Annotated in this window: 22 protein-coding genes; 15 read left to right on the forward strand and 7 right to left on the reverse strand. The window is 63.0% G+C overall.

All coding sequences use genetic code 11. From position 1 onward, the window contains the following. Window positions 1-70 precede the first annotated feature (70 nt). Genes N5D53_RS12685 through N5D53_RS12695 form a run of 3 tightly spaced genes read right to left on the reverse strand, consistent with a single transcriptional unit; the run spans window position 71 to window position 2,756 of the window. The gene (locus N5D53_RS12685) at window positions 71-838 is read right to left on the reverse strand and encodes a heme ABC transporter ATP-binding protein (protein ID WP_010955339.1); all 768 of its coding nucleotides are present in this window, start codon (window positions 836-838) and stop codon (window positions 71-73) included. Next, a complete protein-coding gene (locus N5D53_RS12690; protein ID WP_162490572.1) occupies window positions 838-1,821 on the reverse strand; it encodes an iron ABC transporter permease in 984 nt (327 codons plus the stop codon). Before N5D53_RS12690 ends, N5D53_RS12685 begins: the two co-directional genes overlap by 1 nt. 50 nt (window positions 1,822-1,871) lie before the next feature. Next, complete coding sequence (locus tag N5D53_RS12695) at window positions 1,872-2,756, reverse strand: ABC transporter substrate-binding protein (protein ID WP_104962580.1); 885 nt, start codon at window positions 2,754-2,756, stop codon at window positions 1,872-1,874. 148 nt (window positions 2,757-2,904) lie between these two features. Between N5D53_RS12695 and N5D53_RS12700 the strand changes: the two genes are divergently transcribed. After that, complete coding sequence (locus N5D53_RS12700; protein WP_190869975.1) at window positions 2,905-3,222, forward strand: Rieske (2Fe-2S) protein; 318 nt, start codon at window positions 2,905-2,907, stop codon at window positions 3,220-3,222. Here N5D53_RS12700 and sfsA read toward each other — a convergent pair. Together sfsA and N5D53_RS12710 are read right to left on the reverse strand one after the other, a co-directional pair. Then, window positions 3,212-3,925, reverse strand: coding sequence for a DNA/RNA nuclease SfsA (sfsA, locus tag N5D53_RS12705; protein WP_004575787.1), 714 nt, complete (start codon window positions 3,923-3,925; stop codon window positions 3,212-3,214). The two genes, N5D53_RS12700 and sfsA, sit on opposite strands and share 11 nt — an antisense overlap. Then, complete coding sequence (locus N5D53_RS12710; RefSeq protein WP_010955343.1) at window positions 3,925-5,097, reverse strand: pyridoxal phosphate-dependent aminotransferase; 1,173 nt, start codon at window positions 5,095-5,097, stop codon at window positions 3,925-3,927. The genes sfsA and N5D53_RS12710 overlap by 1 nt, the downstream gene beginning before the upstream one ends. A gap of 210 nt (window positions 5,098-5,307) precedes the next feature. Between N5D53_RS12710 and dksA the strand changes: the two genes are divergently transcribed. The 13 genes from dksA (at window position 5,308) to N5D53_RS12775 (ending at window position 24,196) form a co-directional block, all read left to right on the forward strand. Beyond that, the gene (dksA, locus tag N5D53_RS12715; protein ID WP_003250009.1) at window positions 5,308-5,754 is read left to right on the forward strand and encodes an RNA polymerase-binding protein DksA; all 447 of its coding nucleotides are present in this window, start codon (window positions 5,308-5,310) and stop codon (window positions 5,752-5,754) included. Between the two features lie 63 nt (window positions 5,755-5,817). Beyond that, window positions 5,818-6,705, forward strand: coding sequence for a tRNA glutamyl-Q(34) synthetase GluQRS (gene gluQRS / locus N5D53_RS12720; RefSeq protein WP_266024993.1), 888 nt, complete (start codon window positions 5,818-5,820; stop codon window positions 6,703-6,705). A 245-nt stretch (window positions 6,706-6,950) separates the two neighbouring features. Next, complete coding sequence (locus N5D53_RS12725; RefSeq protein ID WP_003250005.1) at window positions 6,951-7,127, forward strand: hypothetical protein; 177 nt, start codon at window positions 6,951-6,953, stop codon at window positions 7,125-7,127. After that, the gene (locus tag N5D53_RS12730) at window positions 7,111-10,086 is read left to right on the forward strand and encodes a sensor histidine kinase (RefSeq protein ID WP_010955345.1); all 2,976 of its coding nucleotides are present in this window, start codon (window positions 7,111-7,113) and stop codon (window positions 10,084-10,086) included. Before N5D53_RS12725 ends, N5D53_RS12730 begins: the two co-directional genes overlap by 17 nt. Before the next feature lie 4 nt (window positions 10,087-10,090). Continuing rightward, complete coding sequence (locus N5D53_RS12735) at window positions 10,091-11,533, forward strand: sigma-54 dependent transcriptional regulator (protein ID WP_003249998.1); 1,443 nt, start codon at window positions 10,091-10,093, stop codon at window positions 11,531-11,533. Between the two features lie 968 nt (window positions 11,534-12,501). Continuing rightward, window positions 12,502-13,884 (forward strand): polynucleotide adenylyltransferase PcnB, encoded by a 1,383-nt coding sequence (locus N5D53_RS12740; protein WP_020191715.1) that lies wholly within the window; start codon window positions 12,502-12,504, stop codon window positions 13,882-13,884. Beyond that, window positions 13,881-14,360 carry a 2-amino-4-hydroxy-6-hydroxymethyldihydropteridine diphosphokinase gene (gene folK, locus N5D53_RS12745; protein ID WP_104887044.1) on the forward strand — a complete coding sequence of 160 codons (480 nt, stop codon included), beginning with the start codon at window positions 13,881-13,883 and terminating at the stop codon, window positions 14,358-14,360. Before N5D53_RS12740 ends, folK begins: the two co-directional genes overlap by 4 nt. Before the next feature lie 262 nt (window positions 14,361-14,622). Beyond that, window positions 14,623-15,423 (forward strand): 3-methyl-2-oxobutanoate hydroxymethyltransferase, encoded by an 801-nt coding sequence (gene panB / locus N5D53_RS12750; RefSeq protein ID WP_003249992.1) that lies wholly within the window; start codon window positions 14,623-14,625, stop codon window positions 15,421-15,423. Beyond that, window positions 15,420-16,283 carry a pantoate--beta-alanine ligase gene (gene panC, locus N5D53_RS12755; protein ID WP_104962583.1) on the forward strand — a complete coding sequence of 288 codons (864 nt, stop codon included), beginning with the start codon at window positions 15,420-15,422 and terminating at the stop codon, window positions 16,281-16,283. Before panB ends, panC begins: the two co-directional genes overlap by 4 nt. Before the next feature lie 208 nt (window positions 16,284-16,491). Next, the gene (gene pgi / locus N5D53_RS12760) at window positions 16,492-18,156 is read left to right on the forward strand and encodes a glucose-6-phosphate isomerase (protein ID WP_104887043.1); all 1,665 of its coding nucleotides are present in this window, start codon (window positions 16,492-16,494) and stop codon (window positions 18,154-18,156) included. Between the two features lie 178 nt (window positions 18,157-18,334). Then, a complete protein-coding gene (acs, locus tag N5D53_RS12765) occupies window positions 18,335-20,269 on the forward strand; it encodes an acetate--CoA ligase (RefSeq protein WP_104887042.1) in 1,935 nt (644 codons plus the stop codon). Window positions 20,270-20,311: 42 nt separating this feature from the next. Beyond that, window positions 20,312-21,181 carry an oxygenase MpaB family protein gene (locus N5D53_RS12770; RefSeq protein WP_010955352.1) on the forward strand — a complete coding sequence of 290 codons (870 nt, stop codon included), beginning with the start codon at window positions 20,312-20,314 and terminating at the stop codon, window positions 21,179-21,181. Between the two features lie 78 nt (window positions 21,182-21,259). Beyond that, window positions 21,260-24,196 carry a DUF748 domain-containing protein gene (locus N5D53_RS12775; protein WP_279840395.1) on the forward strand — a complete coding sequence of 979 codons (2,937 nt, stop codon included), beginning with the start codon at window positions 21,260-21,262 and terminating at the stop codon, window positions 24,194-24,196. A gap of 102 nt (window positions 24,197-24,298) precedes the next feature. On the opposite strand, the gene N5D53_RS12780 is transcribed toward N5D53_RS12775, so the two are convergent. Next, window positions 24,299-24,712 (reverse strand): VOC family protein, encoded by a 414-nt coding sequence (locus tag N5D53_RS12780; protein WP_010955354.1) that lies wholly within the window; start codon window positions 24,710-24,712, stop codon window positions 24,299-24,301. A gap of 60 nt (window positions 24,713-24,772) precedes the next feature. Between N5D53_RS12780 and N5D53_RS12785 the strand changes: the two genes are divergently transcribed. Then, on the forward strand, window positions 24,773-25,075 hold the full coding sequence (locus tag N5D53_RS12785) for a putative quinol monooxygenase (RefSeq protein WP_279840396.1): 303 nt from the start codon (window positions 24,773-24,775) through the stop codon (window positions 25,073-25,075). Between the two features lie 75 nt (window positions 25,076-25,150). Here N5D53_RS12785 and N5D53_RS12790 read toward each other — a convergent pair whose 3' ends face one another. Beyond that, window positions 25,151-25,501, reverse strand: coding sequence for a BON domain-containing protein (locus tag N5D53_RS12790; protein ID WP_003249976.1), 351 nt, complete (start codon window positions 25,499-25,501; stop codon window positions 25,151-25,153). Window positions 25,502-25,644: the final 143 nt, after the last annotated feature.

Here is a 25,644-nt window from a genome sequence, read left to right on the forward strand (position 1 = left end):
TGGCCTGCCCCGGGGGCGGACCTGTCGCGAGACAAGGTCGCTTCCACAAAGGCCGTGCACGGTTCGAGAATCAACGGGTGATGATCAGCGGATGCCCACGCTCGGGGTGCGCCTGCACCAGTACGTCGATACCGTACACCGCCTTCAGGGCCGCTGGGGTCAGTGCCGCTTCGGGCGTGGCAAACGCATGGCAGCGCCCCTGCTCCAGCAACAGGATACGGTCACAGTAACGCGCCGCCAGGTTCAGGTCATGCAGGATCACCAACACTGCAGCACCGCAGTCGGCGAAACGGCGTACGGCTTCCAGGGTGGTGTGCTGATGCAGCGGGTCGAGCATCGAAGTCGGTTCGTCGAGCAGCAACGTGCTGCCCTCCTCGCCCGGCCATAGCTGCGCCAGCACGCGGGCCAGGTGCACCCGTTGCCGCTCGCCACCGGAAAGCGCCAGGTAACTGCGCGCCACCAGGTGCCAGGCATCTGCCGCCCGCAACGCTGCTTCGACAATTTCCGCATCGCGCCGCTGACCGGTGCCATGAGGCATGCGCCCCATGCCCACCACTTCCTCCACCCGAAACGAGAAACCCAAACTGGACACCTGTGGCAACACTGCCAGGCGCCTTGCCCGTTCCTGCCCGGCCCAATCGGCCAGGGGGCGGCCCTGCAGCGTTACCCGCCCGCGGTCGGGCGCCAGTTCACCGCACAGCACACTCAGCAGGCTGCTCTTGCCGGCACCGTTTGGGCCAAGCACACCCACGACCTGCCCCGGAGGCAACTGCAGGTGAATGTCGTGCAGCACCTCATTGCTGCCCCTGCACAGATACAGGCCCTCGACTTGCAACATCAGCCGCGCCCTCGCATCAGCAGGAACAGGAAGAACGGCGCACCGATGAAGGCCGTGACGATACCAATCGGCAGCTCGGCAGGCGCCAGCAGCAGCCGCGCCGCCAGGTCGGCGAACAACATCAGCACACCGCCGGCAAGCAGCGAGGCTGGCAGCACCACACGGTGATCGGGCCCGGCCAGCAGGCGAACCAGGTGCGGCACTACCAGGCCGATGAAGCCGATCAACCCGGCTGCTGCCACTGCCGCCCCCACCCCCAGCGCCGTGCAGAACACCAATTCACGCTTGAGCCGCTCCACGTCAACGCCCAGGTGGCGCGCCTCCGACTCCCCCAGCAACAGGGCATTCAGTGCCTTGGCCCGGCGCGGCAACCACACCGCTACCCCTGTCGCCACCAGCAATAATGGCCACAGCCGCTCATAGCTGGCGCCATTGAGGCTGCCAAGGTTCCAGAACGTTAGCGTGCGCAAGGTGGCATCATCGGCCAGGTAAGAGAACAGCCCCACGGCCGCGCCACCTAGCGCGGTCATGGCCACGCCAGCCAATAGCATCGTGGCGACGTTGGTCTGGCCATCGCGGCGCCCCAGGCGGTAGACCAGCGCAGTTACCCCAAGCCCGCCGACAAAAGCGCAGAACGACAGCAGATAAGGTGCGAAAGCATCCGGCATGCCGCCAAACCAGGCGCCGCCGACAATGGCAACCGCCGCCCCCACTGCGGCGCCAGCGGCAACCCCTACCAGCCCGGGGTCGGCCAGCGGGTTGCGGAACAGCCCCTGCATGGCCACCCCGGACAGCGCCAGCACCGCGCCCACCGCCAACCCCAACAGGGTGCGCGGCAGGCGGATCTGACCAAGGATCATCTCGGCCTGCTGCAGGCCATCCTCGGAAACGGGCAGCCCCAACAGGCGCAGGCCAGCGCGCAGCGTATCGAACATCGGCAGGCTGACTGGCCCCAGCGCCAGTGACAGCCAGATTGCCAACAGGCACAGCAGGCTCAGGCTAATGAACAACGTACGTGACTGGACCCGTTGTTTCATTGTGCGAAGCTGGCCTGAGCAGCCGGGTAGAAGGTGGCTGCCAGCGACTGCAAGGTCGCCGGTAGCCGAGGCCCGAGCCCGCCGACCAGCAGCGTTGGGTCCAGTGAGACCAGGCGTTTCTCACGCACGGCCCGCGAGGCAGCCAGCGCGGGGTTTTCTTTCAACAGCGCCTGCAAGGCCTGCTCATCGGCCAGCGCCCGGTCGGAAAACACGATCACATCCGGGTCAAGCGCCGCCAAGGCTTCGTTGGAGAAGTTCTTGTAGCCTGGGTGCGCGGCCAGGTTACGCCCACCCGCATGTTCCAGCAGCCAGTCACCGGCAGTGCCTTGCCCGGCGATCAGCGGCTTGGCCCCGGCATGGCCGACCAGCAGCAACACCCCAGGAGCCTGCTGCCCGGCCTGGGCCAGCTTGACGTTGGCATGCAACGCATCGAGCCGCTGGCGGTAGTCCGCTGCAAGCGCGGACGCTTGCTGCTCTGCACCGAGCAACTGCCCCAGGTGCCTGAGGTTTTCATCCACTGCCGGCAGCTCGGCCTTGCTGGAGAACAACTCGACCCGCACGCCGGCCTTGCGGATTTGCGCCAGTACCGGTGGCGGCCCCATTTCCTCGGTGCCCACCAGCACATCCGGGCGCAGGCTGAGGATGCCTTCGGCCGACAGTTGCCGCTGATACCCCACACTGGGCAAGGCTTTCAACGAGGCCGGGTGCTGACTGGTAGTGTCCACACCGACCAGGCGCGCTTCACCTCCCAATGCGGTTATCCACTCACTCAAGGCGCCACCCGCGCTGACCCAGCGTTGCGGCAGCTCGGCTGCCAAGGCTTGGGTAGAGAGCACAAGGCTTGCACACAGAGCGAGAAAAGCAGCTGGACGGCGCATCATCGGGTTCCTTCTGAAGACGGGCTACACGCCTTGTGGCGAGCGGCGGAACTGCGCACCATAGGCAGCCGGGCGCAGCGAATACGATCAATTTGATAATTATTCGCATTGGAGCGTCAAGCCATCACGTGTCTCACGAGCCATCCTTGCCATGCACTTCCTTTGTACATCCCTCAGCCTGGCCGAGGGCCAAAGCCGCGCCTTCAGCGTAGACGGCCTCGAACTGTTCGGCGTGCGTCGCCAAGGCCAGGTGTACCTGTACCGCAACCGCTGCCCGCACCGGGACATCCCGCTGAACTGGGCAGAGGACGCGTTTCTGGATGACAGCGCCAGCCTCATCCACTGCGCCCATCACGGAGCCCTGTTCCTGATAGAAAGCGGCGAATGCGTGGCAGGCCCCTGTGAGGGTGAGCAGCTGCAGCCCCTGGGCTGCCACGAAGACAGCCAGGGCATCTGGTTCAAGGGGTAAGCAGCACCGGCAAGCGGCGATCGATGACGATACCCTCGGCGTCCAGCCGAGTGCCATAGGCCAGCACCTCCACCCCGTCCGCTACGGCAGCGCGCAGCGCTTGGGCGTAGGCCGTATCGATTTCTTCAGCCGGGCGCACAGCGTCGATACCGGTCAGGTTCACGCAATACAGCTGCACGGCCCGCACGCCCTGCCGGGCCAGCTTTGCCAGCTCACGCAGGTGTTTCGCACCGCGTTGAGTCACCGCATCAGGGAAGGCCGCAACTGCAGTGTCGGGGTAGCCCAGCGTCACACTCTTGACCTCGACATAGGCCGGGGCACCCTCGAATTCCAGGCGAAAGTCGATACGGCTGCCTTCCTCGCCATAGGCCACTTCGCGCTTGAGTGCAGTGAAACCGGCCAGTTCAGTGATTGTGCCGGCGCGCAGGGCCTCTTCGACCAACGCATTGGCCCGCCCGGTATTCACGCAGGCCAACCGCCCCTGGGGGGTTTCGCTGATTTCCCAGGTCCCTGGCAGCTTGCGCTTGGGGTCGTTGGAGCGGCTGAACCACACCTGCCCACCTTCACGCATGCAGTTGAGCATGGAGCCGGTATTCGGGCAGTGGATAGTCATCTGCTCGCCGCTGGCCAGTTCGATATCGGCCAGAAAGCGCTTGTAGCGACGCAACAGGCGCCCCTGCTCGAGTGAAGGAGAGAAACGCATCAGCCTTGCCAGCTCTGCAGGCCACGGGCAATACGCTGCACCGCTTCTTCCAGGCGCGGCAGGCTCTGGGTGTAAGCGAAGCGCACATGGTGCCCGGCCAGGTGGCGACCGAAGTCCAGGCCCGGCGTGAACGCCACGTGCTGGGTTTCCAGGAAGTGCCGGCAGAATGCGAACGCGTCCCCGCCAAAAGCGCTGATATCGGCATACAGGTAGAACGCACCTTGCGGCTCGACGGCAATGCGGAAGCCCAGTTCACGCAGGGCGGGCAGCAGGTAGTCGCGACGGCGGGCGAATTCGGCGCGGCGCTCCTCGAAAATGGCCAGCGCCTCGGGCTGGAAACAGGCCAGCGCGGCATGCTGCGCCATGCTCGGCGCACTGATGTACAGGTTCTGCGCCAGTTTCTCCAGGTCGGCGACCGCGCCGGGCGGGGCCACCAGCCAGCCAAGGCGCCAACCGGTCATGCCGAAATACTTGGAAAAACTATTCAGGACGAATGCCGAGTCGTCGACTTCCAGCACGCTCGGCGCGTCCATGCCATAGGTGAGGCCGTGGTAGATCTCGTCCACCACCAGATGGCCATGCCGCTCGTGGGTGGTTCTGGCCAGGCAGGCCAACGCCTCGCGCCCCAGCACGGTACCGGTCGGGTTGGCCGGCGAAGCGACCAGGGCTCCGACGGTGTCCTTGTCCCAGTAGCGCTCAACCAGATCGGCAGTCAGCTGATAGTTCACATCCGGGCCCACCGGCACCAATTGGGCCCCGCCCTCGACCAGGCGCAGGAAGTGGCGATTGCACGGGTAACCCGGATCGGCCAGCAGCCAATGCTTGCCCGGGTCCACCAGCAGGCTGCTGGCCAGCAGCAGCGCGCCGGAGCCACCTGGGGTAATAAGGATGCGTTCCGGGTCGATGTTCAGGCCATAGCGCTGCCCATAAAAACCGGCAATTGCCTCACGCAGGGCCGGCAGACCGCGTGCGGCGGTGTAGCGAGTGTGCCCGGCGGCCAGCGCGGCCTGGCCAGCCGCGACGATGGGTGCGGCCGTGGTGAAGTCCGGCTCGCCGATTTCCAGGTGGATCACGTCGTGCCCGGCCGCCTGCAGCTCGTTGGCCCGGGCCAGCAGCGCCATGACGTGGAAAGGTTCGATGGCGCGGCTGCGCGCACTGTAGGGTTGGGCCATGACCTTCTCTCAATTGGGTCTAAACTGGAGATTCTACCTCTGCACACCACCGAACGTACCGCTCAGGCCGGTGTCAACTAGCAGGATCGGGCGGGGTAGCGCACCCCCGATCTATCTGGTAAGTTCGGCGGCTCGCAGTCGCAGGGCCGGCGGTCGCCGGAGATGGAGCATCCTGCGCATTGGATCAGATGAGTGAGAGGCGGTCTATTCATGTCCACCCTAGAAAAGCAAAAAGCCAACCAGAATCTTTATGGGGTTGCACCCTATCAGGAGACCAAGGGTGAGGAGTACATGGGTGAGCCCATGCGCAAGCACTTCACCAAGATCCTCACTGGCTGGAAGCAAGAGCTGATGGTCGGCGTCGACAAGACCGTTGACCATATGAAAGAAGAAGCAGCCAACTTTGCAGATCCCGCAGACCGCGCATCCCAGGAAGAGGAATTCGCCCTCGAACTGCGCAACCGCGACCGCGAGCGCAAGTTGATCAAGAAAATCGATAAAACCCTGCAGAAGATTCAGGACGAAGAGTACGGCTGGTGCGAGTCGTGCGGCATCGAGATCGGCCTGCGCCGCCTGGAAGCCCGCCCTACCGCCGACCTGTGCTTCGACTGCAAGGAAATTGCCGAGAAAAAGGAAAAAACGGTCGGCAAAGGCTGATCTTTCTTCCACCTGAACGGGGCGCATCATGCGCCCCGTTTCATTTATATGCCCAGCCTGACCATGACCGACTCCAGCTACATCGGGCGCTTCGCCCCCACCCCCAGCGGCTTCCTGCACTTCGGCTCGCTGGTCGCCGCCCTCGCCTCCTGGCTCGATGCCCGCGCCGTCAACGGCCGCTGGCTGCTGCGAATGGAAGACACCGACCCGCCCCGGGAGATGCCCGGCGCCCGCGATGCCATCCTTCAGACGCTGGAACGTTACGGCCTGCACTGGGATGGCGAGGTGGTATTCCAGAGCCAGCGCCACGATGCCTATGCTGCCGTGGTAGACCGCCTGTTCAACATGGGCCTGGCGTACGCATGCACCTGCTCGCGCAAGCAGCTGGAAAGCTACAACGGCATCTACCCAGGCTTTTGCCGCAACGCCGGGCATGCCCGTGAAGGGGCAGCCATCCGCTTGCGGGTGCCGGAGCTGATCTACCGCTTTACCGACCGAGTGCAGGGTGAGTACCAGCAACACCTGGGGCGTGAGGTGGGCGACTTCGTCATCCAGCGTCGTGACGGGCTGTACGCCTACCAGCTGGCCGTGGTGCTGGACGATGCCTGGCAGGGTGTTACCGACATCGTGCGTGGTGCCGACCTGCTCGACAACACCCCGCGCCAGCTGTACCTGCAGGAACTGCTGGGCTTCTCACAGCCGCGTTACCTGCATATTCCGCTGATCGTGCAGCCGGATGGGCACAAGCTGGGCAAGTCTTACCGTTCGCCGCCACTGCAGGCGGAGCATGCTACCCCTCTGCTGCTGCGGGCATTGCGGGCGCTGGGGCAGGAGACAGACCCGGAACTGCTGTTGGCGACGCCGGCAGAGGTGCTGGCAGTCGCGCGCAGGCAATGGCGGCCGGAAGCGATCGCGCAGCGGACCACCGTGCCAGAGGCTGATCTGCGCTGAAACTTTACCGGTCTCTTCGCGGGCGCGCCCGCTCCCACAGGGTCCTCAATAAACCTAGAGGCAACGCTTTACCTGTAGGAGCGGGTTCACCCGCGAAGAGGCCGGCACATTCATTCCACCTCTCAAAAACAAAAGCCCAGTAAATTCAAACCCTTGGCGAACGCTGTGGATTCCCGCTAGCATCCCCCCTGCCATTTGCGCCAATAATAAGTTCAAGCCCGTAGCGCCCAACCATCGAGGCCAGCATGTACATCTATCGTTTGGTCCTGCTTCTGGTCGTGGGGATCTACCTGTTCTCCCCGGCCATCATGGACTGGTGGATCGAACCGACCGGAGCCTGGTACCGCCCCTACCTGCTCTGGCTGATCCTGATCGTCGTCACCTTCATCCTGCAGAGCCAACGAGATGCCGATGAGCTTTAGCCTGACCCAGATGATCCTGATCAGCGCCGGGTACCTCATGGTGCTTTTCGGCGTGGCCTGGATCAGCGAGCGCGGGCTGATCCCGCGTTCGATCATTCGCCACCCACTTACCTACACCCTGTCGCTGGGCGTTTACGCCAGTGCCTGGGCCTTCTATGGCTCGGTTGGCCTGGCCTACCAGTACGGCTACGGTTTCCTTGCCTGTTACCTGGGGGTGTCTGGCGCATTCCTGCTAGCGCCGGTGCTGCTCTACCCGATCCTCAAGATCACCCGCACCTATCAGCTGTCATCGCTGGCCGACCTGCTGGCCTTCCGCTTCCGCAGTACCTGGGCCGGGGCCTTGACCACCATCATCATGCTGATTGGCGTGCTGCCATTGCTGGCCTTGCAGATCCAGGCGGTGGCCGATTCGATCAGCATCCTTACCGGTGAACCGGTCAAGGCCCGGGTGGCCTTTGCCTTTTGCACGCTGATCATTCTGTTCACCATCTTCTTCGGCTCGCGGCACATCGCCACGCGCGAGAAACATGAGGGGTTGGTATTCGCCATCGCCTTCGAGTCGGTGATCAAGCTGCTGGCCCTGGGCGGTATCGGCCTGTATGCCTTGTATGGCGTATTCGGCGGCCCGCACGAGCTGGAAGTCTGGCTGCTGCAGAACCAGACCGCCCTCGCCGCCCTGCACACCCCACTGCAGGAAGGCCCATGGCGCACCCTGCTGCTGGTGTTCTTCGCCTCGGCCATCGTCATGCCGCACATGTACCACATGGCCTTTACCGAAAACCTCAACCCGCGCTCGCTGGTCAGCGCCAGCTGGGGCCTGCCGCTGTTCCTGCTGCTGATGAGTCTTGCCGTGCCGCTGGTGCTGTGGGCCGGCCTGCGCCTGGGCGCCAGCACCAACCCCGAGTACTTCACCCTGGGCCTGGGCATCGCCGCCAACAACCAGGCATTGGCACTGCTGGCCTACATTGGCGGCCTGTCGGCAGCCAGCGGCCTGATCATCGTCACCACCCTGGCGCTGTCGGGCATGGCCCTGAACCACCTGGTGCTGCCGCTTTACCAGCCGCCGGCCGAGGGCAACATCTACCGTTGGCTGAAGTGGACCCGCCGTGCACTGATCGTCGCCATCATCACCGCCGGCTTCATGTTCTACCTGAGCCAGAACTACCACCAGAGCCTGGCCAACCTGGGCATCGTCGCCTTCGTCGCCACCTTGCAGTTCCTGCCCGGGGTGCTGTCGGTACTCTACTGGCCGACCGCCAACCGCCGCGGTTTCATCGCCGGGCTGCTGGCCGGCACCCTGGTGTGGATGGTGACCATGCTGCTGCCGCTTCTCGGCAACTTGCAGGGCTTCTACATCCCGCTGCTGGACATGATCTATGTGCTGGACGATACCAGCTGGCACATGGCAGCCATCGCCTCGCTGGCGGCCAACGTGCTGCTGTTCACCCTGATCTCACTGTTCACCAACGCCAGCACCGAAGAAGTCAGCGCGGCAGAAGCCTGTGCCGTGGATAACGTGCGCCGCCCACAGCGCCGCGAGCTGCACGCCGCCTCGCCGCAGGAATTCGCCACCCAGCTGGCCAAGCCGCTGGGCGCCAAGGCCGCGCAAAAGGAAGTCGAGCAAGCGCTGCGCGACCTCTACCTGCCGTTCGACGAACGCCGCCCCTATGCCCTGCGCCGCCTGCGCGACCGCATCGAAGCCAACCTGTCCGGCCTGATGGGGCCGAGCGTGGCCCAGGACATGGTCGAGACTTTCCTGCCGTACAAGTCCGGTAACGAAAACTACGTGACCGAAGACATCCACTTCATCGAAAGCCGCCTGGAAGACTACCACTCGCGCCTGACCGGGCTGGCCGCCGAACTCGATGCCTTGCGCCGCTACCATCGCCAGACCCTGCAGGAATTGCCCATGGGCGTCTGCTCACTGGCCAAGGACCAGGAAATCCTGATGTGGAACAAGGCCATGGAAGAGCTCACCGGCATCGCCGCCAAGCATGTGGTCGGCTCGCGCCTGGTCACCATCGACGAGCCTTGGCGCGGCCTGCTGCAAGGCTTCATCAACGTGCCCGACGAGCACCTGCACAAGCAGCGCCTGGCGCTGGACGGCCAGCCGCGCTGGCTGAACCTGCACAAGGCAGCCATCGACGAGCCACTGGCCCCCGGTAACAGCGGGCTGGTACTGCTGGTGGAAGACCTTACCGAAACCCAGGCACTGGAAGACAAGCTGGTGCACTCCGAGCGCCTGGCCAGCATCGGCCGCCTGGCCGCCGGCGTGGCCCACGAGATCGGCAACCCGATCACCGGCATCGCCTGCCTGGCGCAAAACCTGCGCGAGGAACGCGAAGACGATGGCGAAATCATCGAGTTGTCCAGCCAGATCCTTGACCAGACCAAGCGCGTATCGCGCATCGTCCAGTCGCTGATGAGCTTCGCCCATGCCGGCGGCAGCCACCAGAACAGCGAGGAGCCCGTGTGCCTGGCTGAAGTGGCACAAGATGCCATCGGTCTGCTGGCGTTGAACCGGCGCAATTTCGAAGTACAGTTCTTCAACCTTTGCGACCCGGACCATTGGGCCGAAGGTGACCCGCAGCGCCTGGCCCAGGTGCTGATCAACCTGCTCTCCAACGCCCGCGATGCCTCGCCGCCCGGCAGCGCCGTGCGCGTGCGCAGCGAGGTTAACGAGCACACCGTCGACCTGATCGTCGAAGACGAAGGCAGCGGGATTCCGAAGAACATCATGGACCGCCTGTTCGAACCCTTCTTCACCACCAAGGACCCGGGCGAAGGAACCGGACTGGGGCTCGCTCTGGTCTATTCCATCGTGGAAGAGCATTATGGGCAAATCACCATCGACAGCCCGGCCGATATCGAACGGCAACGTGGCACCCGGATCCGCGTGACCCTGCCCCGGCATGTCGTAGCGACGTCCCCTGAAATTCGAGACCGTCGAGAGAATTGAATCAATGCCGCACATTCTGATCGTCGAAGACGAAACCATCATCCGCTCGGCCCTGCGTCGCCTGCTTGAGCGGAACCAGTACCAGGTCAGCGAGGCCGGCTCGGTGCAGGAAGCCCAGGAACGCTTCAGCATTGCCACTTTCGACCTCATTGTCAGCGACCTGCGCCTGCCAGGCGCGCCCGGCACCGAGCTGATCAAGCTCGGCCAGGGCACCCCGGTGCTGATCATGACCAGTTACGCCAGCCTGCGCTCAGCGGTGGACTCGATGAAAATGGGCGCGGTGGACTACATCGCCAAGCCCTTCGACCACGACGAGATGCTGCAGGCAGTAGCGCGTATTCTGCGTGACCGGCAGAACGCCCCCGCTGCTGCACCGCCTGCCGAGCCACGCGCCAGCAATGGCAAGGCTACAGCGCCCGACAAAGGCAGCGCGGCAACGGCCAATGGCGAGATCGGCATCATCGGCTCGTGCCAGCCCATGCAGGACATGTACAGCAAGATCCGCAAGGTCGCGCCTACCGACTCCAATGTGCTGATCCAGGGCGAGTCGGGCACCGGTAAAGAGCTGGTGGCCCGCGCCCTGCACAACCTGTCTCGCCGGGCCAAGGCACCGATGATCTCGGTGAACTGCGCGGCCATCCCCGAAACGCTGATCGAATCCGAACTGTTCGGCCACGAAAAAGGCGCGTTCACCGGCGCCAGCGCCGGGCGCGCCGGCTTGGTGGAGGCCGCCGATGGCGGTACGCTGTTCCTCGATGAAATTGGCGAACTGCCGCTCGAAGCCCAGGCTCGCCTGCTGCGTGTGCTGCAGGAAGGCGAGATACGCCGGGTAGGTTCGGTGCAGTCGCAAAAGGTCGATGTGCGCCTGATCGCCGCGACCCACCGCGACCTGAAAAACCTGGCCAAGGCCGGCCAGTTCCGTGAAGACTTGTATTACCGACTGCACGTCATCGCCCTGAAGCTGCCGGCTCTGCGCGAGCGTGGCAGCGACGTCAACGAGATCGCCAACGTCTTCCTCGCCCGCCAGAGCGCTCGCATCGGCCGCGACGACCTGCACTTCTCGGCCGAGGCCGAGCAAGCCATTCGTCACTACAGCTGGCCCGGTAACGTGCGTGAACTGGAAAACGCCGTGGAGCGCGCGGTGATTCTCAGCGAGAGCGCAGAAATTTCCGCCGAGCTGCTGGGCATCGACATCGAGCTGAGCGACCTGGAAGAGGATGACATCCTCGACAATGCCCTGGTGGTGGCCAACGCGGGCAATGCCAGCCACGAGCCGACCGAAGACCTGTCGCTGGAAGACTACTTCCAGCACTTCGTGCTTGAACACCAGGACCACATGACCGAGACCGAACTGGCACGCAAGCTCGGCGTCAGCCGCAAGTGCCTGTGGGAACGCCGTCAGCGCCTGGGCATCCCACGGCGCAAGAGCAACGCTACCAGCGAATAACCCACCTGCGCACCGCACGCCGCAGCCTATGCGGCGTCGGTGAGATCGAGCGCCGCCCGCGCGGCGCTTCGCGGCTAAAGCCGCTCCTACATTTGTTTCGGGCCAGTCCCTCCTGCGCCACACGCGCGCGACCGCCTTGTTGTACGACGCAATCTCGAGCCATGCGCCAAGGCGCTCGCGCGCAAATCCCACAGAAAAAATTGGCCCGAACAAATGTAGGAGCGGCTTTAGCCGCGAAGCGCCGCGCGGGCGGCGCTCGGTCTCACAGGCGCTGAACGTGTCACGGCGCGCCCCCCAGGTAACACCTCACCTCCCGTAAAAATCTGTTACCCAAGCTTTCCGCCGTAACAGTCCCCGAGGCGTACGGTAACGAAATTGCGACATTTTCGACCTGCCAAAAACTGCAGAACCCGCTCAACCCCTTGATTTTATTGAGTTTTGAAAAGTTGGCACGGCACCTGCTATATGTTTGGTACAAGAACAATAACAAGCACTGCAACTCAGAATAAGAACAAGACGAAACGGCTCACGCACAATAAAAACAAGATGGCGGAGGCGCAGCTAACTGATTCTTTTGGAGAGGATGCGTGTTTGGGGCTTGCCCCACAACCAGGCAGAGAACAACAAAAACTGCACTAAAAGCAGCGCCTGAACTGGTTGGATCGACAGATCAACGTGTCATCAGCGGCCAAAGCAATCCGTTTGCTCTTTACCCCCGGTTTGGGGGTCGTCCACAAGTTTCGAGATTTGTGGGCAGGGCACTCAACAAAAACAAGAAGCCCAGCAAAAAAACAATAAGAGCACGCAACGACTTCTTGGGGAGCTTAGGCTCCCCTTGTCGTTTCTACCCTTCTGGCAGGCATCCTGCTACCCGCCTACACCATTCCCCGAGTAAATGCTAGAATCCCCGCCCATCATGCGGCCATTCTCCTATTCTTGGCCGAACATTCCTTCACACAGTGCATCCCATGCTGAAGAAGCTGTTCCAGTCTTTCCGCCCGCCCGTACCGGGCCCGCACCACAGGCGCACCACGCCCGAGGTGATCAACAAGAGCCAGCACTCGCTGCAGCGCCACCAGTTCAGCCGTCATGCGGTGAACATCGTGGAGCGGCTGCAAAGCGCCGGCTACCAGGCTTACCTGGTCGGTGGCTGTGTCCGCGACCTGATGCTGGGCATCACGCCCAAGGACTTCGACGTCGCCACCAGCGCCACCCCCGAACAGGTCCGTGCCGAGTTCCGCAACGCCCGCATCATTGGTCGTCGCTTCAAATTGGTCCATGTGCATTTCGGCCGTGAGATCATTGAAGTCGCCACCTTCCGCGCCCACCACTCCGAGGACGACCAGGGCGATGCCCACCGTTCGTCGCATAACGCCAGTGGCCGCATTCTGCGAGACAACGTGTACGGCACCCTGGAAGAGGACGCGCAACGCCGCGACTTCACCATCAACGCCCTGTACTACGATCCGGTCAGCGAGCGCATTCTCGATTACGCCAACGGTGTGCACGACGTGCGCAATCGCCTGCTGCGGCTGATCGGAGACCCGACCCACCGCTACCAGGAAGACCCGGTGCGCATGCTGCGCGCGGTGCGCTTTGCCGCCAAGCTCGACTTTGGCATCGAAAAGCACACTTACCTGCCGATTCGCGGCCTGGCCCCGATGCTGCGCGAGATTCCACCCGCGCGCCTGTTCGAGGAATGCCTCAAGCTGTTCCTCAGCGGCCAAGGTGCCATCGCCTTCGAAATGCTGGTTGACCTGGAGTTGTTCGAACCGCTGTTCCCGGCCAGTGCCCACGCGCTGGACGAGCGGCCGACCTACACCCACACGCTGATCAGCCAGGCATTGAACAACACCGACCTGCGCGTGAAGCAGGGCAAGCCGGTGACGCCAGCCTTCCTGTTTGCTGCTTTGCTCTGGCCAGCCCTGCCGGCCCGTGTGCTGCACCTGCAGAACCAGGGCGTGCCGCCGATCCCGGCCATGAACGGTGCGGCCCACGACCTGATCGCCGAGCAGTGCGCGCGCATTGCCATCCCCAAGCGTTTTACCCTGCCGATCCGCGAGATCTGGGACATGCAGGAGCGCCTGCCGCGCCGCAGCGGCAAGCGCGCCGACATGCTGCTGGACAACCCGCGTTTCCGCGCCGGTTACGACTTCCTGCTGCTGCGTGAAAGCGCCGGGGAAGAAACCGACGACCTGGGCCAGTGGTGGACCGATTACCAGGACGCAAACGACAGCGAGCGCCGCGAGATGATCCGCGAGCTTGGCAGCCGTGATGAAAGCGCCGGCCCGCGCAAGCGCAAGCGCAGCAGCAGCAAACGCAAGCGCAGTGGCGACGAGGCGTTCGAGTGACCATTCGCGCCTACGTAGGTCTGGGCAGCAACCTGGACGCACCTGCCGAGCAGCTGCGTAGCGCCTTTCAGGCGCTGGACCAGGTCGAAGCCACGCGCCTGGTAGCCGCCTCGGCCCTGTACACCAGCGATTCGCTGCTGCCCGGCCAACCGCGCTACACCAATGCTGTCGCCGCCCTGGACACCGCCTTGGCACCACTGGCACTGCTCGATGCGCTGCAGGCCATCGAAAACGACCAGGGCCGCGTGCGCAAAGAGCGCTGGGGCCCACGCACGCTGGACCTGGACATCCTGCTGTTCGGTGACCAGGTACTCGACCAGCCACGCCTGAAAGTGCCGCATTACCACATGCATGCCCGCCCGTTCGTGCTGTATCCGTTGGCCGAACTGGTACCGGGGGATTTCCGCCTGGCCGATGGCCGCGCCCTCGCGCAACTGCTCGACGAATGCCCGTTCGTCGGCCTGGAACGCCTGTAGACCGGGCGTTCCAGCCTGCATCGCCACCTCGGTAACGCCAGTAACACCCTGATCGTAACAATGCGGTAACAGGGTGATTGACTTCCCACACCTCGCTCACGACTATAGGCGTCCCGTGTGGCACCAAAGTGCCGCATACCCGTATTTAGGCCCGGACGGACCTGTGCCCGAACATCACGCGCGATGATGTGCCGCTCCGGAAGATGACTACACGCGTTGAATGCAGTCGTTTTTTACAGCGCCTGAACGAGGAATTTCCTACATGCCTGAAGTAACCCTTACCACCCTTAACGGCCTCAAGGCCAAGGGTGAAAAAATCACCATGCTGACCTGCTACGACGCGACCTTCGCCAAGGCCGCCAGCCAGGCCGGCGTTGAAGTGTTGCTGGTGGGCGACTCGCTGGGGATGGTCCTGCAGGGCCACGACAGCACCTTGCCGGTCACCACGGCGGAGATGGCCTACCACACCGCCAGCGTCAAACGCGGCAACGACGGCGCGCTGATCCTCACCGACCTGCCGTTCATGGCCCACGCCACCCCCGAGCAGGCCTTTGCCAACAGCGCCACACTGATGCAGGCCGGCGCCCACATGGTCAAGATCGAAGGCGCAGCCTGGCTGGCCGAAACCATCCGCTTGCTGGCCGAACGTGGTGTGCCGGTGTGCGCGCACATGGGCCTGACCCCGCAAACCGTCAACGTGTTGGGCGGCTACAAAGTGCAGGGCCGCCAGGAGGCCCAGGCCCGGCAGATGCGCGCCGACGCCATTGCCCTGGAACAGGCCGGTGCGGCCATGCTGCTGCTCGAGTGCGTACCCAGCGAACTGGCGGCGGAAATCACCAATGCCGTTGGCATCCCGGTAATCGGCATTGGCGCCGGCAGCGCCACCGATGGCCAGGTACTGGTACTGCACGACATGCTCGGCCTGTCGCTGAGCGGCCGGGTACCGAAGTTCGTGAAGAACTTCATGCAGGGCCAGCCGGATATCCATAGCGCCCTCGTCGCTTACGTCGAGGCGGTCAAGCAAGTCAGTTTCCCAGGCAGCGAACACGGGTTCAGTGCATGAATACAGTCAAGACCGTCCGCGAACTGCGCGCGGCAGTGGCCCGCGCGCGCGGTGAGGGCAAACGCATCGGTTTCGTGCCGACCATGGGCAACCTGCACAGCGGCCATGCGGCCTTGGTGGCCAAGGCTGCCCAGCGCGCCGATTTCGTGGTCGCCAGTATCTTCGTCAACCCGCTGCAGTTCGGCGCCAACGAAGACCTCGACAAATACCCACGCACCCTGGCAGCCGACCAGGAGCGCCTGGTGCAGGCCGGCTGCAACCTGCTGTTCGCGCCCACGGTGGAAGAGATGTACCCCGACGGCATGAGCGTGCAAACCCGCGTCAGCGTGCCCCAGCTTTCCGAAGGCCTGTGCGGCGCCAGCCGGCCTGGGCATTTCGAGGGTGTGGCCACCGTGGTGAACAAGCTGTTCAACATGGTCCAGCCAGACCTTGCCGTGTTCGGCGAGAAGGATTATCAGCAGTTGGCGGTGATCCGCGCCATGGTGCGCGACCTGAACATGCCGATCCAGATCATCGGCGAACCCACCGTGCGTGCCGAAGATGGCTTGGCGCTGTCGTCGCGCAATGGCTACCTCACGCCAGAGCAGCGTACTGCTGCGCCAGCGCTGTACCGCACACTGCAGCACATTGCAGCGGGCATCGGCCGTGGCCAGCGGGATTTTGCCGCGCTGGTCGCTGAAGGCCAGGCGCAACTGAGCGCAGCGGGTTTCCGTCCGGATTACCTGGAAGTACGCCATGCCGTAAGTTTGCGCCCGGCAGTGATCGATGATCGAGACCTGGTGGTGATTGCGGCGGCTTACCTGGGTAACACACGGTTGATCGACAATCTCTACCTGCATTTGGAAGAGAAGACCGCATAACGGTCTTGGGCTGCCTTGCAGCCCATTCGCGGGCAAGCCCGCTCCTGCGCGTTTATCTGTAGGGGCGGGCTTGCTTGCAATGCCCCACCAAAATCCCCCTGCCATACCCATTCCCAGCACGTGGCCTTTGCCTATAATGGTGCCAGCCTGAACCCGGCATCGACTGCCGTGTCCAAGCCCTCACCACGCACCAAGGGAACCCCGCGCAATGGCGTATTACCGTACACCCCACGATGTGACGGCCCTGCCCGCCTGGCAGGCGCTTCAGAAACACCGCGACGCCATGCAAAGCTTCAGCATGCGCGAAGCCTTCGCCGCCGATGCCAAGCGCTTCGACCAGTTTTCCCTCAGCGCTTGCGGCCTGTTCCTCGACTACTCGAAAAACCTGATCACCGAGCAAAGCCGCGATCTGCTGGTCAACCTGGCCAATGAAGTGGGCCTGCAGGACGCCATCAAGTCGATGTTCGGTGGTGAGATCATCAATGCCTCCGAAGGCCGCCCGGTGCTGCACACCGCCTTGCGCCGGCCTGTAGGTGACAAACTCAGTGTCAACGGCGTGAACGTCATGCCGGAAGTGCACAAGGTGCTCAACCAGATTACCGAACTGGTTGGTCGCATTCACGATGGCCTGTGGCGCGGCTACAGCGAAAAGCCGATCACCGACGTGGTCAACATTGGCATTGGCGGTTCGTTCCTCGGCCCCGAGCTGGTTTCCGAAGCGCTGCTACCCTACGCCCAGCGCGGCGTGCGCTGCCACTACCTGGCCAATATCGACGGCAGCGAGTTCCACGAGCTGTCGGCCAACCTGCGCGCCGAAACCACCCTGTTCATCGTCTCGTCGAAGTCGTTCAACACCCTCGAGACACTGAAAAACGCCATGGCCGCGCGGACCTGGTACCTGGCCCAAGGCGGCTCGGAAGCCGAGCTGTACCGCCATTTCATTGCCGTATCCAGCAACAAGGCCGCTGCTGTAGCGTTCGGTATCCGCGAAGAAAACATCTTCCCGATGTGGGACTGGGTAGGTGGGCGCTACTCGCTGTGGTCGGCGATCGGCCTGCCAATCGCCCTGGCCATCGGCACTGCCAACTTCAAGGAACTGCTGTCCGGTGCCTACACCATGGACCAGCACTTCCAGACCGCACCGTTCGACAAGAACATGCCGGTGCTACTGGCCCTGCTGGGCGTGTGGTATGGCAACTTCTGGGACGCGAACAGCCACGCGATCCTGCCGTACGACCACTACCTGCGCAACATCACCAAGCACCTGCAGCAGCTGGACATGGAATCCAACGGCAAGAGCGTGCTGCAAGACGGTACCCCGGTGAAGACCGACACCGGGCCGGTGATCTGGGGCGGCGTGGGCTGCAACGGCCAGCATGCCTACCACCAGTTGCTGCACCAGGGCACCCAGTTGATTCCGGCCGATTTCATCGTGCCGGTGGTGAGCTTCAACCCGGTGGCCGACCACCACCAGTGGCTGTACGCCAACTGCCTGTCGCAGAGCCAGGCGCTGATGCTGGGCAAAACCCGCGAGGAAGCCGAAGCCGAATTGCGCGCTAAAGGCCTCAACGAAGCAGACATCGAAAAGCTGGCCCCGCACAAGGTGATCCCGGGTAACCGCCCGAGCAACACGTTGGTGGTCGAGCGCATCAGCCCGCGCCGCCTGGGCGCGTTGGTGGCGATGTACGAGCACAAGGTGTTCGTACAGAGCGTTATCTGGGGTATCAACGCCTTCGACCAGTGGGGCGTCGAGCTGGGCAAGGAACTGGGCAAGGGCGTTTACCAGCGCTTGGTCGGCAGCCTGGAAGACAGTGCCGAAGATGGCTCTACCCAAGGCCTGATCAACTACTTCCGCGGCCGCCACCGCGGTTGATCCGAAGCTTGTGCCGGCCTCTTCGCGGGTAAACCCGCCTACCAGGCAACGCGTTACCTCGTAGGAGCGGGTTTACCCGCGAAGAGGCCGGCCCAGGTTGAACACCGCTCCCAGCTACACTGTCCTATCGAATAGCCGTTGCAGTCCATCGCCCCTTACAAGAGCAGGACCACCCGCCATGTTCGATATCCGCAAATACCCCCAGGCCCTGGCCGTCAGCCAGTCCGCAGCCCTCACCCCCGAAGACTACCGCCGCCTCTACCGCCAGTCGGTCGAAGACCCAGACACCTTCTGGGCCGAACAGGCCAAACGCCTGGACTGGATCAAACCGTGGTCAAGCGTGCAGCAATGCGACCTGCATACCGGCAAGGCCCGCTGGTTCGACGGTGCGCAACTCAACGTCAGCTACAACTGCATCGACCGTCACCTGGCCCAGCGCGGCGAGCAAACGGCCCTGCTGTGGGAAGGCGACGATCCCAAGGACTCCAAGGCCATCACCTACCGCGAACTGCACCGTCAGGTCTGCCGCCTGGCCAATGCAATGAAAGCGCGCGGCGTGAAGAAAGGCGACCGGGTGTGCATCTACATGCCAATGATTCCCGAGGCCGCCTTCGCCATGCTCGCCTGCACCCGCATCGGCGCCATCCACTCGGTGGTGTTCGGCGGTTTCTCCCCCGATGCCTTGCGAGACCGCATTCTCGATGCCGACTGCCGCACCGTGATCACCGCCGATGAAGGCGTGCGTGGCGGCAAACGCATCCCGCTGAAACAGAACGTCGACAAGGCCCTGGCCAGCTGCCCAGCGGTCAGTAGCGTGTTGGTGGTGCGCCGCACTGGCGGCGATGTTGCCTGGACCGAGGGCCGCGACCTCTGGTATCACGAAGCGACGAAGGATGCCGGCGACGACTGCCCCCCAGAACCGATGGAGGCCGAAGACCCGTTGTTCATCCTCTACACCTCCGGCAGCACCGGCAAACCCAAAGGAGTGCTGCATACCACCGGCGGCTACCTGCTGCAGGCAACGATGACCTTCAAGGTGGTGTTCGATTATCGTGACGGCGAGGTGTTCTGGTGCACCGCCGATGTCGGCTGGGTGACCGGCCACAGCTACATCGTCTATGGCCCGCTGGCCAATGGTGCAATCTCGCTGATGTTCGAAGGCGTGCCCAACTACCCCGACACCTCGCGCTTCTGGCAGGTGGTGGACAAGCACCAGGTGAACATCTTCTACACCGCCCCGACCGCCCTGCGCGCACTGATGCGTGAGGGCTCCGCGCCACTGCAGAGCACCTCACGCAAAAGCCTGCGTCTGCTGGGCAGCGTCGGCGAGCCGATCAACCCGGAAGCCTGGGAATGGTACTTCGAGGAGGTCGGGCAAAAGCGCTGCCCGATTGTGGATACCTGGTGGCAGACCGAAACCGGCGGCATCATGCTCACCCCACTGCCCGGCACACAGTCACTCAAACCCGGCTGCGCCACCCAGCCGATGTTCGGCGTGCAACCGGTGCTGCTGGACGAAAAAGGCAAACTGATCGAAGGCCCCGGCGCCGGCGTGCTGGCGATCAAAGCCAGCTGGCCCGGGCAGATCCGCAGCGTCTACGGCGACCACCAACGGATGGTCGACACCTACTTCAAGCCCTTGCCCGGCTACTACTTCACTGGCGACGGTGCCCGTCGCGATGCCGATGGCGACTACTGGATCACCGGGCGCATCGACGATGTGATCAACGTGTCCGGGCACCGCATCGGCACCGCTGAAGTGGAAAGCGCACTGGTGCTGCATGACAGCGTGGCCGAAGCCGCGGTGGTCGGCTACCCCCACGACCTCAAGGGCCAAGGCGTCTACGCCTTCGTCACGACCATGAATGGCGTGACACCAGATGACACGCTCAAGGCCGAGCTGCTGGCCCTGGTCAGCAAGGAAATCGGCAGCTTCGCCAAGCCTGAGCTGATTCAGTGGGCGCCAGCGCTACCCAAGACGCGCTCAGGCAAGATCATGCGGCGTATACTGCGCAAAATCGCCTGCAATGAGCTGGAAAACCTGGGCGATACCTCGACCCTGGCCGACCCAAGCGTGGTACAGGGCCTGATCGACAAACGCCTCAACCAGTAACCGGCGGCCAGCAATCATGGCCGCCCTGCACAGCAGGTCGCCATGGAAGCCCTTCGTCGCCGCATCGAAACCCAGGTCATGAGCCTCACCGGGCTGGCCCTCGGCCAGCTCGACCTGGAATCGCCCAAGGGCGACCCCGGCCTGTTCGGCCCGCACAGCATCAGCTGGCGCGTCCATGGCGACTTCCCGAGCATGCTGGTCGGTGGCATCAGCGCGCTGATGCTGCAGTTGTTGCATCCCCTGGCCCTGGCCGGTGTGTGGGACCACTCCAACTTTCGTGAAGACCTGCTCGGCCGCTTGCGCCGCACCAGCCAGTTCATTTCCGGCACCACCTTCGGCGCCACGGGCGATGCCGAGTGGCTGATCGACAAAGTGCGCACCATTCACCTGCAGGTCACCGGCACGGCACCAGATGGCCGCCCCTATGCGGCCAGCGACCCGGATCTGTTGACCTGGGTGCATGTAGCGGAGGTCAGCCGTTTCCTCGCTGCCCACCTGCGTTACCGCAACCCACGCCTGCCACGCGCCGAGCAGGATGCCTATTACAACGAAATCGCCCTGATCGCCGAGCGCCTTGGCGCCCGTGACGTGCCGCGCTCGTGTCAGCAAGTTGAAGACTATCTGCAACACATACGCCCGCAGCTGCATTGTGATGCGCGCAGCCATGAGGTGATACGAATCCTGCTCGACGCCCCTGCCCCCAGCCGCCTGGCACAGCCGGTTGGCAAACTGATGCTGCACGCGGGTATCGACTTGCTGCCCGGCTGGGCCCAGGCCCTGCTCGGCCTGCAGCACGGGCCTCTGCAACAGCGCCTGATTCGCCTGGGCCTGCGACGCACCGCGCCGGTACTGCGCTGGGCAATGCGCGACGGCTCGGCACACCGGGCCAAACGGCGCATGGGCATTGATTGAGCGCAAAGGGTGGCCCCTGCGGAACTGATTTAACGTGCCATACTCCAAGCACTCCTGCTTAGACTGACGAAGCGACACATGTACAAAGGATTGACTCGCGCCGCTGGCGCAATCGTGGCCTTGGTAGCCCTGTATAGCCTGCTTGGCTTTCTCATTCTTCCTGGTGTCGCACTGCGCATTGCCAACCAGCAGTTGGCCCAATACGCCACCGTGCCGGCTCACCTCGAACGGATCGAACTCAACCCCTTCAGCCTCGAGCTGACGCTGTGGGGCCTGCAGATCGGCGAGCCGGGCAAGGAGCAGGTCGGCTTCGAGCGTCTTTACGCTAACGCCTCGCTCGACAGCCTGTGGACCAAAGCCCTGCATCTGGAAGCGGTGGAACTCGACAAGCCGCGCAACGAAGTGCTGTTCGCCAAGGACGGTACCCTCAACCTGACCGGGTTGTTCAAACTACCGGCCAGCGAAGCCAAACCCGAAGAGCCGCCCAGCGACCCGTTCCCGCTGCGTATTGGCAGCATCAAACTCGTCGACGGCTACCTGCACTTCGAAGACCTGCGCCCCAGCGAGCCGATCGAATTCCTCTACGACAACATGAATCTGGAGCTGAAAAACCTCAGCACCCTGCCCAACGACAATGCCGACATGACCTTGGTGGCCAGCGGCCCGCACGGCGGACGCATCGACTGGAAGGGCACCCTGAGCCTGTCGCCGATCGCCTCCGAAGGCACACTGAAGGTCACTGACGGCAAGATGAAGCTGTTCTGGCCCTACGTGCGCGATGCCGTGCCACTGGTGCTGGAAGACGGCGTGGTAAGCCTCGATACGCATTACAAGCTCAACCTCGCCAAACAGACCGAGCTGCTGCTGGATAACCTCTCCGTGCGCATCGCGCCATTCGCCATCAAGGCGCCGGATGGCCGACCGTTGGCACGTCTGGCCAGCCTGGAGGTTAGCGAAACCTCCATCGATCTGGTCAAGCAGCAGGTCACCGTGGGCAAGGTCCGCAGCGAAAAGCTCGAAACCTGGGCGGCGCTGGAAAAAGATGGCCAGCTCGACTGGCAGAAGCTGTTCGCCAGCCAACCCGCCAAGGCCACGCCGAAGGAAAAGGCCGAGCCGGCTGCCGCGGAACCTACGCCTGAAGAGAAAGCTGCCAAAGAGCCAAGCAAGCCTTGGCAAGTGCTGCTCAAGGACGTGCAGTTGCGCAACTACCTGGTGCATCTGGCAGATCGCAGCCAGAAGGAACCGGTAGCCTTGGACATTGGCCCTCTCAACGCCGACCTGCAAGGTTTCGACAGCCTCAACCAGTCGCCCTTCACCCTCAAACTCGATACCGGTGTGGGCAAGCAAGGCAAGCTGCAGGCCGCAGGCCAGGTCAACCTGGCACCGATATGGGCAAAGCTGGATGTGAGCACCCGCGACATCGACCTGCGTGTGGCCCAGGCCTACATCAGCCCGTTCATCCTGCTGGAGCTGCGCAGCGGCATGCTCTCGAGCGACCTCAAGGTCGATTTGAAGAACACCGCGCCGCTGGCCTTCAATGTGACCGGCAAGGCGCAGGTCAGCCAGTTGCACACCCTCGACACCATCAAGAGCCGCGACTTCGTCAAATGGCAGCAGGTGAACGTCGACGGCTTGTCCTACGTGTACGGCGATGCTCTGTCGATCGACAAGGTGACCCTGCTGCAGCCCTATGCACGCTTCATCATCAACGAAGACCGCACCACCAATGTCAATGACCTGCTGATCCCGCAACCGGCCGACGCCCCGGCGAGCAGCCAGCCCAAGCCGACCACGGCCAGCAGCAACAAGCCGCTTGGCATCCATATCGGGCAGATCGACATCAACGACGGCTCGGCCAACTTTGCCGACCTGTCGCTTACCCCCAACTTCGCCACGGCCATCCAGCAACTCAACGGCCAGATCGGCACCATCGACAACCGCAAGCCACAGCCGGCCAAGGTCGACGTCAAGGGCAAGGTAGACCGCTACGCACCGGTCACCATCAAGGGCGCACTCAACCCGTTCAACCCACTGGCCAGCCTGGACATTGCCACCAGCTTCAAGCGCGTCGAACTGACCACGCTGACGCCCTACTCCGGCAAGTTCGCCGGTTTCCGCATCCGCAAAGGGCGGCTGAACCTGGACCTGCACTACTTGATCACCAACGGCCAGCTCAAGGCCGAGAACAAGGTAGTAGTGGAGCAACTGCAGCTGGGCGAGAAAGTCGACAGCCCGGATGCGGTCGACCTGCCGATCCGCCTGGCGGTGGCATTGCTGAAGGATACCGAGGGCAAGATCTCGATCGAGCTGCCGGTGTCTGGCGACCTCAACAACCCGCAATTCAGCGTGATGCCGATTGTTTGGCAAACCCTGCGCAACCTGGTGCTGCGCGCGGCGCAGGCGCCATTCAAATTCATTGGCGGGCTGATCAGCGGCGGCAGCTCGGAAGACCTTGGCAACGTGCCGTTCGCCCCCGGCTCCAGCGAACTCAGCAGCGAGGCCCAGTCGTCCCTGGACAAGCTGGCATCCGCGCTGAAAGAGCGCCCGGAACTGCGCCTGGAAATCGAAGGCACCAGCGCCCAGGCCAGCGATGGCCCGCTGATTGCCCAACAGCGCCTTGAGCGTGAGTACCAGGCCACCTGGTACAAGATCCTGCAGCGACGGGGTGACAAGGTGCCGGCCAATGCCTCGATGCTGGTGGTGGACGACAGCGACAAGCCCGCGATGCTCGAAGGCATTTACCGCACCCGCCTGAAACAGCAGCCGCCAGCAGAATGGGAGCAACTGAGCCGTGACGAGCGTACCGCCAAGCTGCGCGCCGCGGTGATCAAGTCTTGGGCTGAGAGTACCGCCTTGCTGCGTACATTGGGCCAGGAGCGGGCCAGCAGCATCAAGGACTACCTCGTGGACAAGGGCAAGCTTGAAGATGACCGGGTGTACTTCATCGACACCAGCCTGGGGCAGCCTGAAAGCGATGGGCGGGTGATTACGCCGATGCATCTGGATGCCGAGTAATCCCCTCCGGCAGGCCTGGCCTCTTCGCAAGCACGCCCGCCCCCACAGGCCTGCGCAATACCTGTGGGAACGAGCGGGCCCGCGAAGAGGCCAGTACGGGCTTCAAACCAACCGTTGCCCCGACACCGCCGGGTGATACAGCGGTTGAACCTTGTTCCCGGCCGGGTCCAGCAGGTGGAAGCTGCGTGCGCCGTCACCATGGTTGAACGGCCGGTCGAGCAAGGTCACGCCATGAGCCTTGAAGTACTGGTACCAGGCTTCCAACTCCTCCACGCTGTCGACAATGAACCCGTAGTGATCCAGGGTCTGCAACCCGTTGGCCGCCCCTGCCCCACGCCCCAATGACAGGTTGTCGTTACCGCAGGTGAGGTACACCAGGTCCTCATTGGCGCGGTTCAGCACTTCCATGCCCAGCACATCGACGTAGAAACGCTCACATTCCTCAAGGTTGGGCACCAGCAGGGCGATATGGCGCAGGCCGTTCAGGCGGCCAGGACGGGCGGGCAATTCGGACATTGGCGAAGCTCCATTTTTGTATACAATTCATTATTGAATTTAAAACAAAAGGAGAGATTTGTGTATGGCCTGTTCATCAAGACCCGAGTGAAGCCTGGATGCGCCGAAGCTTTCCTCAGTGCAATCAAGGACAATGCTGCAGCCTCCGTGGCGAGTGAGCCAGGCTGCCTGGTGTTCGATGTGTCGCAGGACCGGGTCGACCCGGAGGTGATCTACCTGTACGAAATCTACCGCGATGATGCGGCGTATGACGCGCATACCCAGACCGCGCATTTTCGCGACAGCCGCCCATTGGTGGAGCCTCTGATCCTTGAGCAGGAATGCTTCGAAAGCGATGTGATCGCGCGCAACCCGGTGTATTGAGCGCAAGAAAAAGCCCTGGCACGGGCCAGGGCTTCGATGAAAGTGGCCAAATCCATTTGGCCGACGGGACATTCCTTATTCGGCTTTCAGGCCGTCAGACATTACACTCTTGACGCCTTTGATGTTCTTGGTAATGCGCACCGCTTCTGCTTTCTGCGATTCGGTAACCTTCACATCAGAAGACAGCGAAACAACACCTTGGCTGGTCTCGACTTTGATGTCGCTGCCTGGGATGCCTTTTTCAGTCAGCAGATCAGCTTTGACCTTGGTAGTGATCCAAGTGTCGGAGCCTTCTTGCTTGGCGTTGTCGACGGTGTTGGCCGCCAACATGACTGGAGCCTGGGTTGGCTCAGCGGCGAATGCACCGTTAGCCATGGTCAGGGTCAGAGCGGTAGCAGTAGCGGCAGCAATGGCGAACTTCTTCATGTGGGTCACTCCTGTTTTTCGAAAGGTCTGCGCCGTATGTCCTGGCGTCAGGTATGAAGGTAGTTGCACGGGCTGTGCCAGCTTTGCTGCTTCTGTTATTTCCTTTTAAATCAATAATTTAGCAAATATCCATCACTTCGGTG

It is taken from the genome of Pseudomonas sp. GD03862 (genome assembly GCF_029840855.1).
GTDB classification, from domain to species: Bacteria; Pseudomonadota; Gammaproteobacteria; order Pseudomonadales; family Pseudomonadaceae; genus Aquipseudomonas; species Aquipseudomonas alloputida.

Excerpts from the sequence above, each read along its gene's own strand:
- dksA (WP_003250009.1), top strand. The coding sequence starts at position 5,308 with ATGTCCACCCTAGAAAAGCAAAAAGCCAACCAGAATCTTTATGGGGTT.
- panB (WP_003249992.1), top strand. The coding sequence starts at position 14,623 with ATGCCTGAAGTAACCCTTACCACCCTTAACGGCCTCAAGGCCAAGGGT.
- N5D53_RS12685 (WP_010955339.1), bottom strand. The coding sequence starts at position 838 with ATGTTGCAAGTCGAGGGCCTGTATCTGTGCAGGGGCAGCAATGAGGTG.
- N5D53_RS12710 (WP_010955343.1), bottom strand. The coding sequence starts at position 5,097 with ATGGCCCAACCCTACAGTGCGCGCAGCCGCGCCATCGAACCTTTCCAC.
- N5D53_RS12725 (WP_003250005.1), top strand. The coding sequence starts at position 6,951 with ATGTACATCTATCGTTTGGTCCTGCTTCTGGTCGTGGGGATCTACCTG.
- N5D53_RS12695 (WP_104962580.1), bottom strand. The coding sequence starts at position 2,756 with ATGATGCGCCGTCCAGCTGCTTTTCTCGCTCTGTGTGCAAGCCTTGTG.
- N5D53_RS12735 (WP_003249998.1), top strand. The coding sequence starts at position 10,091 with ATGCCGCACATTCTGATCGTCGAAGACGAAACCATCATCCGCTCGGCC.
- N5D53_RS12770 (WP_010955352.1), top strand. The coding sequence starts at position 20,312 with ATGGAAGCCCTTCGTCGCCGCATCGAAACCCAGGTCATGAGCCTCACC.
- N5D53_RS12775 (WP_279840395.1), top strand. The coding sequence starts at position 21,260 with ATGTACAAAGGATTGACTCGCGCCGCTGGCGCAATCGTGGCCTTGGTA.
- N5D53_RS12730 (WP_010955345.1), top strand. The coding sequence starts at position 7,111 with ATGCCGATGAGCTTTAGCCTGACCCAGATGATCCTGATCAGCGCCGGG.
- acs (WP_104887042.1), top strand. The coding sequence starts at position 18,335 with ATGTTCGATATCCGCAAATACCCCCAGGCCCTGGCCGTCAGCCAGTCC.
- gluQRS (WP_266024993.1), top strand. The coding sequence starts at position 5,818 with ATGACCGACTCCAGCTACATCGGGCGCTTCGCCCCCACCCCCAGCGGC.
- pgi (WP_104887043.1), top strand. The coding sequence starts at position 16,492 with ATGGCGTATTACCGTACACCCCACGATGTGACGGCCCTGCCCGCCTGG.
- N5D53_RS12780 (WP_010955354.1), bottom strand. The coding sequence starts at position 24,712 with ATGTCCGAATTGCCCGCCCGTCCTGGCCGCCTGAACGGCCTGCGCCAT.
- N5D53_RS12700 (WP_190869975.1), top strand. The coding sequence starts at position 2,905 with ATGCACTTCCTTTGTACATCCCTCAGCCTGGCCGAGGGCCAAAGCCGC.
- panC (WP_104962583.1), top strand. The coding sequence starts at position 15,420 with ATGAATACAGTCAAGACCGTCCGCGAACTGCGCGCGGCAGTGGCCCGC.
- N5D53_RS12790 (WP_003249976.1), bottom strand. The coding sequence starts at position 25,501 with ATGAAGAAGTTCGCCATTGCTGCCGCTACTGCTACCGCTCTGACCCTG.
- N5D53_RS12740 (WP_020191715.1), top strand. The coding sequence starts at position 12,502 with ATGCTGAAGAAGCTGTTCCAGTCTTTCCGCCCGCCCGTACCGGGCCCG.
- sfsA (WP_004575787.1), bottom strand. The coding sequence starts at position 3,925 with ATGCGTTTCTCTCCTTCACTCGAGCAGGGGCGCCTGTTGCGTCGCTAC.